This window comes from Nocardia sp. NPDC051833 (genome assembly GCF_040681225.1).
GTDB lineage: Bacteria > Actinomycetota > Actinomycetes > Mycobacteriales > Mycobacteriaceae > Nocardia.
In genome coordinates this window covers 2,977,162-2,988,328 of the sequence record NZ_JBFAYK010000001.1, presented here as the reverse complement: position 1 = coordinate 2,988,328, position 11,167 = coordinate 2,977,162, and the positions used below count along the sequence as shown (strand labels likewise).

General features: G+C 68.5%; 13 protein-coding genes. 8 read left to right on the top strand and 5 right to left on the bottom strand.

What is annotated here, in order from left to right:
• Positions 1-114 precede the first annotated feature (114 nt).
• From AB0L91_RS13520 to AB0L91_RS13505, 4 genes are all read left to right on the top strand, one after another.
• Positions 115-465 carry a hypothetical protein gene (locus AB0L91_RS13520; RefSeq protein WP_365009801.1) on the top strand — a complete coding sequence of 117 codons (351 nt, stop codon included), beginning with the start codon at positions 115-117 and terminating at the stop codon, positions 463-465.
• On the top strand, positions 465-701 hold the full coding sequence (locus AB0L91_RS13515) for a hypothetical protein (RefSeq protein WP_365009800.1): 237 nt from the start codon (positions 465-467) through the stop codon (positions 699-701). Before AB0L91_RS13520 ends, AB0L91_RS13515 begins: the two co-directional genes overlap by 1 nt.
• A gap of 283 nt (positions 702-984) precedes the next feature.
• Positions 985-2,223: an amino acid permease gene (locus tag AB0L91_RS13510; RefSeq protein ID WP_365009798.1), complete on the top strand. Its 1,239-nt coding sequence runs from the start codon at positions 985-987 to the stop codon at positions 2,221-2,223.
• A gap of 111 nt (positions 2,224-2,334) precedes the next feature.
• Complete coding sequence (locus tag AB0L91_RS13505) at positions 2,335-3,651, top strand: serine hydrolase (protein WP_365009795.1); 1,317 nt, start codon at positions 2,335-2,337, stop codon at positions 3,649-3,651.
• Between the two features lie 10 nt (positions 3,652-3,661).
• On the opposite strand, the gene AB0L91_RS13500 is transcribed toward AB0L91_RS13505, so the two are convergent.
• Positions 3,662-4,093 carry a nuclear transport factor 2 family protein gene (locus AB0L91_RS13500; protein WP_365009793.1) on the bottom strand — a complete coding sequence of 144 codons (432 nt, stop codon included), beginning with the start codon at positions 4,091-4,093 and terminating at the stop codon, positions 3,662-3,664.
• A gap of 60 nt (positions 4,094-4,153) precedes the next feature.
• Here AB0L91_RS13500 and AB0L91_RS13495 point away from each other — a divergent pair, with 60 nt between their 5' ends.
• A complete protein-coding gene (locus tag AB0L91_RS13495) occupies positions 4,154-4,741 on the top strand; it encodes a helix-turn-helix domain-containing protein (protein ID WP_365009791.1) in 588 nt (195 codons plus the stop codon).
• Positions 4,742-4,799: 58 nt separating this feature from the next.
• On the opposite strand, the gene AB0L91_RS13490 is transcribed toward AB0L91_RS13495, so the two are convergent.
• The 3 genes from AB0L91_RS13490 to AB0L91_RS13480 form a co-directional block, all read right to left on the bottom strand.
• A complete protein-coding gene (locus AB0L91_RS13490) occupies positions 4,800-5,834 on the bottom strand; it encodes an aspartate-semialdehyde dehydrogenase (RefSeq protein WP_365009790.1) in 1,035 nt (344 codons plus the stop codon).
• 3 nt (positions 5,835-5,837) lie between these two features.
• Positions 5,838-7,103, bottom strand: a complete 1,266-nt coding sequence (locus AB0L91_RS13485) for an aspartate kinase (RefSeq protein WP_218716967.1) — start codon at positions 7,101-7,103, stop codon at positions 5,838-5,840.
• A gap of 137 nt (positions 7,104-7,240) precedes the next feature.
• Positions 7,241-7,813: a dihydrofolate reductase family protein gene (locus AB0L91_RS13480; RefSeq protein WP_365009787.1), complete on the bottom strand. Its 573-nt coding sequence runs from the start codon at positions 7,811-7,813 to the stop codon at positions 7,241-7,243.
• Between the two features lie 71 nt (positions 7,814-7,884).
• Between AB0L91_RS13480 and AB0L91_RS13475 the strand changes: the two genes are divergently transcribed.
• From AB0L91_RS13475 to AB0L91_RS13465, 3 genes are all read left to right on the top strand, one after another.
• The gene (locus AB0L91_RS13475) at positions 7,885-8,457 is read left to right on the top strand and encodes a TetR family transcriptional regulator (protein WP_365009784.1); all 573 of its coding nucleotides are present in this window, start codon (positions 7,885-7,887) and stop codon (positions 8,455-8,457) included.
• 98 nt (positions 8,458-8,555) lie between these two features.
• Positions 8,556-9,014: an SRPBCC family protein gene (locus AB0L91_RS13470; RefSeq protein WP_355280952.1), complete on the top strand. Its 459-nt coding sequence runs from the start codon at positions 8,556-8,558 to the stop codon at positions 9,012-9,014.
• A 69-nt stretch (positions 9,015-9,083) separates the two neighbouring features.
• The gene (locus AB0L91_RS13465) at positions 9,084-10,286 is read left to right on the top strand and encodes a low temperature requirement protein A (protein ID WP_365009780.1); all 1,203 of its coding nucleotides are present in this window, start codon (positions 9,084-9,086) and stop codon (positions 10,284-10,286) included.
• Here the strand turns inward: AB0L91_RS13465 and AB0L91_RS13460 are convergent.
• Complete coding sequence (locus AB0L91_RS13460; protein ID WP_365009777.1) at positions 10,273-11,130, bottom strand: ion transporter; 858 nt, start codon at positions 11,128-11,130, stop codon at positions 10,273-10,275. The two genes, AB0L91_RS13465 and AB0L91_RS13460, sit on opposite strands and share 14 nt — an antisense overlap.
• Positions 11,131-11,167: the final 37 nt, after the last annotated feature.

Below are 11,167 nucleotides of genomic sequence, written 5' to 3'. Positions count from 1 at the left end.
TCGGTTGCCGAGAAAGTAGCCGGACCGCACGGATGCCGCCGCGCCGGTGCCCCGGAACAGCATGGATACATCACCTCGAGCGATGTGCTCGACGACCCGACAAGGGGGCCTGCGATGGCAATCATCCAGACGGCGGAATGGCTCGTCACCAGCAGTGTCGCGCAGGAAGCGGCATTCCGGATCGACCTGCCCGGCCCGGATCGCGGCCGGTGGACGCTGTCGTACCTGCCCGGCGTCGCGCTGACCGAGGCGCAGGCGATCTCGGGTCTGGTACTGGCCGAGATGATCCTGCTCGACACCGACTTCCGGACCACCGGCCTGGACCGGGAAATCGCCGAGCTGCGGGCGGCCGAGTTCGGTCTGACTCTCACCACCGTCATGGCGCTGCTGGCCGCGCGCGCCACAGGCGGCAACCCCACGGCCGCGGCCCTGCCCGCGGTCACCGATCTGGACGGAGCGCACTGATGATCGATCCCTACCTGCTGCTGTTCGCGCTGCCGCGTGGCCGCGCACCGAGCGTGGCCCATGCCGCGTACGGGCTGGTCACGATGATCGGGCTGGCCCTCGCGGTGATGACCGGGATCGAGGTCACCGGCGTCGACCAGCCGAGTCACCGGCCGCCGGCGACCACCGTCGTCCCGGTCACGACCACCACCGCGCAGCCCGATCAGCCGGGCTGCTACATGTTCTGCGACGGCTGACATCCACTGTCACCGCCGTCACACCACGGGTGTGGAATGCGCGCGGGGTGCGCCGCGTTGGACCTCACTGTCGGCGCCCGAACAGCCCCGGGCCTCACCCCTTTGTCGCTACGAGCGACCACCCGCCGAGAGGCGCTTGTGGGGCGTCGGCACCTTGACGGGCCGTCCACGCGGCGGCCCTTCGACTCGAACGCCGCCAGGTCTCCCTCATCGACCTGGCGGCGTTTGTCGTCTCCGGCCGCGTCCGGTCGCGGGATGCCGGGGGATGTTCGACGATGAGCGCATGACTTCCGATCTGCCGTTGCGACGTGAGCTGGGTGTGCGGGACTCGGTGGTGATCGGGCTGGGGGCGATGGTGGGGGCCGGGGTGTTCGCGGCGTTGGGGCCCGCGGCGGGGGTGGCCGGGTCGTGGTTGCTGGTGGCGTTGGGGGTGGCGGCGGTGGTGGCGTATTGCAATGCGATGTCGTCTGCGCGGCTGGCTGCGGTGTATCCGGTGTCGGGCGGGACGTATGTGTACGGGCGGGAGCGGCTCGGCGAGTTCTGGGGATATCTGGCGGGGTGGGGGTTCGTGGTCGGGAAGACGGCGTCGTGCGCGGCGATGGCGTTGACCGTGGGGAGTTACGCGTGGCCCGCGCAGGCGCACGGGGTGGCGGTGGGGGTGGTGATCGTGGTGACCGCGATCAACTATGTGGGCGTGCAGAAGTCGGCGCTGGCGACGCGGGTGATCGTGGGGCTGGTGCTGGCGGTGCTGGCGGCGGTGGTCGTGGTGGGGATCGGTGGGGATCATTCGGCGGCAACGGTTCTCGACGCGGAGATCGGGCCGTACGGCGTGTTGCAGGCGGCGGGTCTGCTGTTCTTCGCGTTCGCCGGCTACGCGCGGATCGCCACGCTCGGCGAGGAGGTGCGCGACCCGGCGCGCACGATTCCGCGGGCGATCATGCTCGCGCTGGCGGGGGCGCTGGTGGTGTACGCGCTGGTCGCGGTGGCCGCGCTGCTCACCCTCGGGTCCGGTGGGCTCGCGGCGGCGGGTGATCCGCTGGCGCGGGTCGTCGAGGCGGCTGGGGCGGGGTGGCTGGTGCCGGTGGTGCGGGCCGGGGCGGTGCTCGCGGCGGCGGGGTCGCTGATGGCTCTGATCCTCGGTGTCTCACGGACCACGCTGGCGATGGCGCGCGACGGGCATCTGCCGCGCCCGCTCGCCGCGGTGCATCCGCGCTACGCGGTGCCGCATCGGGCCGAGCTGGCGGTGGGCGCCGTCGTCGCGGTGCTGGCGGCGACGGTGGACCTGCGGGCGGCGATCGGGTTCTCCTCGTTCGCGGTCCTCACCTACTACCTGGTCGCCAATCTGTCGGCGGCCACGCTGACCACGGCCGAGGGCAGGCCGCCGCGCTGGGTGCCGGTGCTCGGGGCGCTGGGCTGCGTCGTCGTCGGGTTCGCGCTGCCGATCGGATCGGTGCTCGCCGGCCTCGGGGTGCTGGCTGTCGGCGCGACGATCTATCTGGTTCGGGGCTTTACGGGTAGATGAACATGCCCGTGATTAGGGGATCGGGCGGCCCCGCTATACAGGTTACGGACGACGGCGCGGGCTAGTCTCGGCCGTATGGGGCTGATCAGGGGATTTTTCGCGGGAACGATCGTGGCTGCACTGGCTTCGGCGACACTGGTCGCCCCACCCGCGGTGGCCGCCCCCACCACCGCGAAGACGTGCGCGGTGACCTCCGAACGCGACCTCGAACGCGCCCGTCCGGAACAGGTCGGACTCGACCCGGCCAAGCTCGACGAGGCCCTGCGGTTCGCCGACACCCGCAACCGGCTCAATGTCCAGGTGTTCCGGCACAATTGCCTCGTCGGGGAGGGTCCGCGCAACGACGAGACCGGCGACGTGGCGTGGAACATCTGGAGCGTCACCAAGTCGGTGGTGTCGCTGCTCGCCGGAATCGCTTCCGACCAGGGCAAACTCGAGATCGGCGCTCCGATCGACCGCTATCTGCCGGCCGGCCTCGGCGACGCGCTGCACCGGTCGATCACGGTGGAGAACCTGCTCACCGAGACCTCGGGCATGACGGTCGGCGTGCTCACCGAGGGCATCACCGCGGTGATCCCGGTCGACCCGAACAGCGCGGTCCAGGCGCTGGCGGTGGAGCTGGCCAACCCGCCGGGCACCACGTTCAGCTACAGCCAGCGCAATGTCGACCTGCTGTCGTGGGTGATCGAGCTGGCCGTCGGCGAACCGCTGCAACAGTTCGCGCAGCGCGAGCTGTTCGACCCGCTCGGCATCGCCCGCTCGGACTACTACTGGGCGCGGGACCGCTCCGGGCATACGTACGGCTACGCCCACCTGCTGCTGCCGCCCAACAACCTCGCCAAGATCGGCCTGCTCGTCGCCAACGACGGGAGCTGGGGCGCGCACCGGGTGATCTCGGCCGACTACCTGCGCAAAGCCCGCACCCCATCGCCCCGGAACCACTGCTACGGCTACCTGTTCTGGGTGGGCGCCAATTGTGCCGAGTCCCCCGACTTCCTCCCCGCCGACGGCTTCTTCATGTCGGGGCTCGCACTGCAGAACGTCTTCTTCCTGCCCGGTCTCGACCTGATGGTCATGTGGACCGGCGCGTTCGGCAACGAGACCGCCTACGGCGCGAGCGGGGTGATCGCGCATCCCGAGGAACTGCCGCACGAGTTCTTCCGCCGGCTGTTCGCGGCGTTCACCGATGTGCCGACGCCGGTCGCCGAACCGTACGTCGAGCCGCCGGTGGAGTTCGATCCGGCGCGGCTGATCGATGCCAACATCCTGCTCGCGGTCTTCGGCATCGGTCCCGGCGCCTATCCGGGCTGCACCGTCTTCGAGTGCCTGAACCAGCCGCTGGCCGCGCCGTTCGCGAGCATTCCGCCGGGATGCGCGGTGCTGGTCTGCCTCGGCGACGATCCGCGCACCCCCGGGATCCGGCGCTAGGCCGCACCGGTCAGGATCGCGAGTCCCCCTCGACGCCGCTGTTGCCGGGATGCCGGAAACGGGCCGAGTCCAGGTAGTCGCGGTACAGCACCACCTCGCCCGCGCGCACCCGGATCACGTTGATCGCGGAGCGGACCCGGACGCGTTCTGCACCGGGGCGGGTCACCTCCACCTCGGTCTCCACCACCACGACCTCGGGGTCGTCGGTGGCGTAGATCCGTGGATGGACGGCGTGCACCTGGACCGCCGAGGTGGCCGCCCACCCCTGCCGGAGGGCGTCGCGGATCGCCGTGCGACCGACGATGCGGCCGGGCACGCCGGGCGGCGCGAACGGCATCTCGAAGACGGCGTCGTCGGCGAATTCGGCGGTGAAGGCCGTCGCATCGCGGGCGGGGAGAACGGCCATCAACCGCTCGACGAGCTGGACCGGGCTTTCGGTCATCGGAGCATCCTTCATAACCGGAACGATGGACCCGTTTATCATCCGGAACCATCGCCCCGGTTGTCAACGGTCCTCGCTAGAATCGCCACCGTGCCCGACGAACCACGCCCGCTGCGCGCCGACGCCCGCCGCAATCGCGCGCTGGTCCTCACCGCGGCACAGGAAGCCTTTGCCGCCGAAGGCCTTTCGGTGCCGATCGACGAGATCGCGCGACGCGCCGGCGTCGGCGCGGGCACCGTGTACCGGCACTTTCCGACCAAGGAAGCGCTGTTCACGGCGGCGATCATCGACCGGGTCGAGCGCGCCGCGGCCTATGCGCGGGAACTGTCCGAGGCCGACGATGCCGGGGCGGCGTTCTTCGAATTCCTGGCATTTCTCGGCCGGGAGAACGGCGTGAAGCGCGATCTCGCCGATGCGGTCGGCTCGGATCGGCTGGCCACGGTCGGCGCGTCGGCCGACCTGCCCGGCGCCATCGGCACACTGCTGCGGCGCGCGCAGCGGCACGGCGCGATCAGGTCCGATATCGATGTCGACGACCTGATGCTCATCCTGAAGGCCGGATTCGGCGCCACTCGCGAAGCCGACGAGCGCCAGCGGCAGCTGACCTTCGCGGTCATCCTGGATGGACTGCGCCGGACCGAGTCCTGAGCACGAAAAACGGGCCGACCCACCGGTATCGGTGGACCAGCCCGTTCGACGACGGCGCTCAGCGGTTGTTCAGCAGGACTTCCGCGATCTGAATGGTGTTGAGCGCGGCGCCCTTACGCAGGTTGTCGCCGGAGATGAACAGCGCGAGGCCGCGGCCGTTCGGGACGCCCGGATCCTGGCGGATGCGGCCGACCAGCGAGTCGTCCTGGCCCGCGGCGGCCAGCGGGGTCGGCACGTCGACCAGGCGCACGCCCGGCGCCTTGGCCAGCAATTCCTGCGCCCGCAGCACCGAAAGCGGTTCGGCGAACTCGGCATTGATCGACAGCGAGTGACCGGTGAAGACCGGCACGCGCACGCAGGTGCCGCTGACCAGCAGGTCGGGCAGGCCGAGAATCTTGCGGCTCTCGTTGCGCAGCTTCTGGTCCTCGTCGGTCTCGCCGGAGCCGTCGTCGACCAGCGCGCCGGCCAGCGGGATCACGTCGAACGCGATCGGGGCGACGTACTTGTTCGGCGCGGGGAACTCCACGGCGCTGCCGTCGTGCACCAGCTTCTCGGCGTCGTCGGCCACCGCGCGGATCTGCGTGGCGAGCTCCTCGACACCGGCCAGGCCGCTCCCGGACACGGCCTGGTAGCTCGACACGATCAGGCGCTGCAGGCCCGCCACGTCGTGCAGCGGCTTGAGCACCGGCATCGCGGCCATGGTGGTGCAGTTCGGGTTCGCGATGATGCCCTTGGGCAGGTTGCGCGTGGCCTCGGGGTTGACCTCCGAGACCACCAGCGGCACATCGGGATCCTTGCGCCAGGCCGAGGAGTTGTCGATCACGGTGACACCCGCCGCGGCGAAGCGCGGGGCCTGCACGCGGGACATGGTGGCACCGGCCGAGAACAGCGCGATGTCGAGACCCGACGGATCGGCGGTCTCGGTGTCCTCGACGACGATCTCACCGCCGCGCCACGGCAGCGTCTTACCGGCCGAGCGCGCGGACGCGAAGAACCGCACCTCGTCGGCCGGGAAGTTGCGCTCTTCCAGCAGCTTGCGCATGACGGCGCCGACCTGACCGGTCGCGCCGACGACTCCTACCCGTACACCCATCGCTTAACGCCCCGTTCCGCCGTGGACGACGGCGGCCTCTTCGCCGCCGAGATCGAAGGCCTTGTGCAGGACCTGCACGGCCTCGTCGAGTTCGGTGTCGCGCACGAGCACCGAGATCCGGATCTCCGAGGTGGAGATCAGATCGATGTTCACGCCCGCGTTGGCCAGCGCCTCACAGAAGGTGGCGGTGACGCCCGGGTGCGACTTCATGCCGGCGCCGACCAGCGAGACCTTGCCGATGTGGTCGTCGTAGAGGACCTGCGCGAAGCCGATCTCGTCCTGCCGCTTGGTGAGCATCTCGACCGCGCGGGCGCCGTCGGTCTTGGGCAGGGTGAAGGTGATGTCGGTCTTGCCCGTGTCGACCTTGGAGATGTTCTGCAGCACCATGTCGATGTTGATCTCGGCGTCGGCGACCGCGCGGAACACCTTGGCCGCGTAGCCCGGCTCGTCCGGCAGGGCGACGACGGTCACCTTGGCCTCGCTGCGGTCGTGCGCGACGCCGGTCAGGATTGCCTGCTCCACGGGAATGTCCTCCATCGATCCGAAAACAGTGGTGCCGATCTTGTCGGTGTAGGACGACCGGACATGAACGGGAACGTTGTAGCGGCGCGCGTACTCCACGCAGCGCAGCATGAGCACCTTCGAGCCGCAGGCGGCCATCTCGAGCATCTCCTCGTAGGAGATCTTGTCGAGCTTCTGCGCGTCGCCGACGATGCGCGGGTCGGCGCTGAAGATGCCGTCCACGTCGGTGTAGATCTCGCAGACATCGGCTTTCAGCGCCGCGGCCAGGGCGACGGCGGTGGTGTCGGAACCACCGCGGCCCAGCGTGGTGACGTCCTTGCTGTCCTGGCTGACGCCCTGGAAACCGGCGACCAGCACGATCTGTCCCTCGGCCAGCGCCTCCTGCAGGCGGCCCGGGGTGACGTCGATGATCTTGGCGTTGCCGTGCGCGCCGGTGGTGATCACGCCGGCTTGGGATCCGGTGAACGAGCGTGCTTCGGCGCCGAGCGAATGAATCGCCATGGCCACCAGCGCGTTCGAGATGCGCTCGCCGGAGGTGAGCAGCATGTCCATCTCGCGAGCAGGCGGCGCGGGGGCCACCTGCTCCGCGAGATCGAGCAGCTCGTCGGTCGTGTCGCCCATGGCCGAGCAGACCACGACGACGTCGTGGCCCTGCTTCTTGGTCTCCACGATCCGTTCAGCGACGCGCCGGATCCGCTCGGCGGTGGCCACCGAGGATCCTCCGTACTTCTGAACAACGAGAGCCACGGCTAGGTCCTTCACGATCGACAGTCAGGCTTGGTATCAGCGACCTAGACTACCGGCCCAGGTCCACCGGATTCGCCGCTACCTCCCCAGCCTGTGGAAAACGACACAGGCTCGTCACCTGTGGATAACCGCGGAAATCAGGCCCGGGTGAACCAGGTGACCTGCGTGCCGTTGTCGAATTCCTTGCGCTGCACCGGCGTGAAGGATGTCGGTTGGAAGACGCCGGTGAACGCGTGTACGCCGTCGCCGGCGATGACCGGGTAGCTCTTGACGACCATCTCGTCGATCTCGCCGATGAGCTGACCGGCCAGGTTCCCGCCGCCGCACAGCCAGATGTCGCCACCCTCCCCTCGCTTGAGCTCGCGCACCAGCTCGGCCGGATCGCCGGCGAAGATCTCGACACCGGGGTGATCGGCCTGGTCCAGCGAGGACGAGACGACGTACTGCTTCAGGTGCGAGAACGGGCTCTCGACGTGCTCGCCCGGGAGGATGTAGGTGCCGCGACCCATCAGCACCGTGTCCCACTTGACGGCGGGCAGCCCGGGGTCCATCCCGATGTGCGGGCGGATATGGGTCGGAATCGAATCGGGGAACTCGGCCGTCATCCATTCCATGTAGTTCTGCGGCGTCGGATAGAAGTCCACCTCACCGCCGGGACCTGCGATGTAGCCGTCGAGCGAGACACCGATGTAGTAGACAAGCTTTCGCATGGGTACCGCCTAAGTTGTTGTACTCTGAATGAAGTGGTTTGAACGTAGTACTACAGACGGAGTGGTGTCAAGTGCGAACTAATCCCGAACGACGGCAGGCGCTGCTGGACGCGGCGATCGAGGTGCTGGCAGGCGAGGGCGCGCGCGGCCTCACCTTCCGCGCGGTGGACAAGCAGGCCGGGGTGCCCGTCGGCACCGCGTCCAACTACTTCACCAGCCGCGACGAGCTGCTCACCCAGGCAGGCACCCGCTTCTACGAGGTGGTCCAGCCGTCCGAGGAGACGATGGCGCAGGTCAGCGACGGGCCCAAGACGGTCGAGAACATCACCGCCCTGATGAAGGAGGTGGTCGGCCGGATCGAATCGCACCGCACCGCCTACCTCGCGCTACTCGAATTGCGACTGGAGGCGACCCGGCGGCCGGAGCTGCGCGAGGTGCTCACCGAGCGGGTCAGGGCCGACCTGGATTTCAATGTCCGCAACCACCTGGCGTTCGGCCAGCCGGGCGACGAAGCCTCGGTCCTCCTGCTGTATCTGGCCCTGAATTGGCTCATCGTCGAACACCTCACACTGCCCGGAATCTTCACCGAGCAACAGAGCATGGAACTGATCGAAACCGCCGTCGAGCGGGCAATACGCCCCTGACCCGGTCATTTGTCCAGACCATAGACGTGTTGACGATCACTGGTACAACTGTGCACAATCGGGCGCGAAGACAGCGGGGGTTCGGAGGACAGATAGACATGCGCTCGAAGACCCACATCCGTTTCACCGTGGATGCCCCGCTCGATCAGGTCATGGATGCCCTGCTCGCTGTCGATCGTCTAGCCGAATGGTCACCGTCCTACAGCGACGTCCGCATCGGCCCCCTCGGTCCCGACGGCAGGCCGCGCCGGGTGTTCGTCACCGCCCACTTCATGGGCGACTCCGATTCGCAGGTCCTCGAATACTCCTGGGACTACAACCGGGTGTCCTGGGACGTCGTCGACAGCAGCCGCGGCTCCAAGGGCGGCGGCTCGTTCGAGCTGGCCGAGGGACCCGAGGGCACCGAGGTCGACCTCCGGGTCGAACTGCGCTACCCGCTGCCCGTCCCCGGCGTGCTGTTCAATCGCACGCTGCGCAAGGAGAACAACGAGGTCGTCGCGAACTTCATCGACTTCGCCGAGCGGTATCCCGAGATCGAGCGTTACGGCGTCGGCTAGCGGTTGCGCCGACGGCGAACGCTCCGTCCGTTCCGCGCGGACGACGGCGCCGGGTGCGACGATGTGCGCATGATCGGTACTCGACGGGTTCGGTTCCAGCAGGTGGCCGAAGGCGCCTCGGTGACCCAGCTCGAACTGTTCTTCGACCTCGTGATCGTCTTCGCCTTCACCATGGTCACCGCGCTGGCCGCCGACGATCCGACCGCGGCCAACGTGGTCCGCGCCGGGCTGGTGCTCGCGCTGATGTGGTGGCTGTGGATCGCCTACTCCTGGCTGGGCAATGTGGTCAGGGCCGACGAGGGCATCGCCCGGGTCGCGATGTTCGTCGCGATGGGCGGCGCGTTCATCGCGGCACTGACCATCCCCGAGGCGTTCGACGACCTGAGCGGCGGCTGGTTCGGCCCGCTGGTCTTCGCCATCGCCTACCTCGTGGTCCGGCTGGTGCACGTCTCGATCTTCTGGGTGATCAGCGCCGAGGACTCCCAGCTGCGCGGGCAGTTGCTGCGCTGGGCGATCGGCTCGATCACCCTCGGCACCAGCCTGCTCGTCGTCGCCGCCATGACCGACGGCCTCACCCAGATCCTGCTGTGGCTGGGCGCGATCGCCGGCGACATGCTCTGGACCTGGTTCGCGGGCAGCGACTGGCGGATCAACTCGGCCTCGCATTTCGCCGAGCGGTACGGGCTGATCGTCATCATCGCGCTCGGTGAGTCCATCGTCTCGATCGGCATCGGGGTCGCGGGTCTGCCGATCTCGTGGCCGATCGCGCTCGGCTCGATGCTCGGCCTCGCGGTGTCGGGCCTGCTGTGGTGGCTGTACTTCGACGTCGCGGCGATCTCGATCGAGCACGCCTTCGCGCATTCCCGCGGCGCGCACCAGATCAAGATCGCCCAGCGCAGCTACACCTACGGGCATTTCCCGATGATCGCCGGTGTCATCGCGCTCTCGCTCGGGCTGAAGAAGGTGCTGTACTACGTCGGCGACGCCTCGCACCACAAGCTCACCGACGCGCTGCACGGTATTCCGCTGATCGCGCTCTACGTCGGGCCCGCCCTGTTCCTGCTCGGCGTGATCGCGGCGAAATACTATGCGACCAAGTCGATCTCGCTCCCCCGCGTGGTCACCGCGGTGATCCTGGTCGCGCTCGTCCCGGTGGCGACGAAGCTACCGGCGCTCGCCGCGCTGACGCTGCTCTGCGCGGTGCTGGCCCTGCTGGTGATCTTCGAGACCGTGCGCTACGCGACCCCGCGCGACGAGATCAGGCACGCTTGACCTGATCGAGGTGGTGACGCACGCCGTGCTCGGCGGGCGTCGCCCCGCGGTGCGACGGCGGCACGTTGATGCCGGCGCGCACCGCGTCGTTGATCTGATCGAGGTTCTCCCGCAGCATGTCGGCGACCAGTTCGTCGGTGCGCGGATCGTCGAGCAGCTGGCGCAGCATCCGGTACACGGTGTCGGCGACGAGCCGGATGATGTCGTCGTGGAACGGGAGGTAGCGCAGCTTGCTGGTCGCCGGGTCGTTCTTGATCAGGTCGACGATCATCTGGTCGACCTCGGCGTGATTCTCCTCCAGCGCCGCGGCGATGTTCTTGGTGTAGTGACCTGCCCGCAGGACCTTGGAGACCTCGTCGAGGATCGCGATCGTCATCGGGCGCTTGATCACGTCGACGATGGTGCCGACGAACCGGTTCACCACCGTCGCGGTGACCCGCTCGCCCAGCGCGCGATCGGCGACCCGGCCGAGCCGGATCAGGATCACCACGATCCGCAGCAGCCGGAACCCGCGGAAGATCGGGCTGGTCACCGGGATCATGCCGAGCACTTCGTACCAGTAGATGAACGGGAAGCTCCACGGCCAGCCCGCCCGGCGCCACCGCCACAGGAACTCGATCAGGAAGATGCCGCAGATCGTCCAGTCGGTGACCACGATCGCGTGATAAGTCGTCCCGGAGACCGGGAAGAAGGTGACCCACACGACCAGCCCGACCGAGATGATGGCCAGCACCAGCATGAACAGATCGGTCTTCAGCGACGGCGTCTTGGCCCGCACGTCCGGCAATGCCTCGACCCGCTCGATGCCCGGTGAGGCCACCTCGGTACTCCCTTCGAACGCCATCGTCCTTGCCGAGCGTACGGCCGAATCGGCGCGGATC

Bases quoted from the DNA above. Each gene is read 5' to 3' on its own strand.
- AB0L91_RS13515 (WP_365009800.1), top strand. From the start codon at position 465: ATGATCGATCCCTACCTGCTGCTGTTCGCGCTGCCGCGTGGCCGCGCA.
- AB0L91_RS13520 (WP_365009801.1), top strand. From the start codon at position 115: ATGGCAATCATCCAGACGGCGGAATGGCTCGTCACCAGCAGTGTCGCG.
- AB0L91_RS13490 (WP_365009790.1), bottom strand. From the start codon at position 5,834: ATGGGTGTACGGGTAGGAGTCGTCGGCGCGACCGGTCAGGTCGGCGCC.
- AB0L91_RS13460 (WP_365009777.1), bottom strand. From the start codon at position 11,130: ATGGCGTTCGAAGGGAGTACCGAGGTGGCCTCACCGGGCATCGAGCGG.
- AB0L91_RS13465 (WP_365009780.1), top strand. From the start codon at position 9,084: ATGATCGGTACTCGACGGGTTCGGTTCCAGCAGGTGGCCGAAGGCGCC.
- AB0L91_RS13470 (WP_355280952.1), top strand. From the start codon at position 8,556: ATGCGCTCGAAGACCCACATCCGTTTCACCGTGGATGCCCCGCTCGAT.
- AB0L91_RS13510 (WP_365009798.1), top strand. From the start codon at position 985: ATGACTTCCGATCTGCCGTTGCGACGTGAGCTGGGTGTGCGGGACTCG.
- AB0L91_RS13480 (WP_365009787.1), bottom strand. From the start codon at position 7,813: ATGCGAAAGCTTGTCTACTACATCGGTGTCTCGCTCGACGGCTACATC.
- AB0L91_RS13500 (WP_365009793.1), bottom strand. From the start codon at position 4,093: ATGACCGAAAGCCCGGTCCAGCTCGTCGAGCGGTTGATGGCCGTTCTC.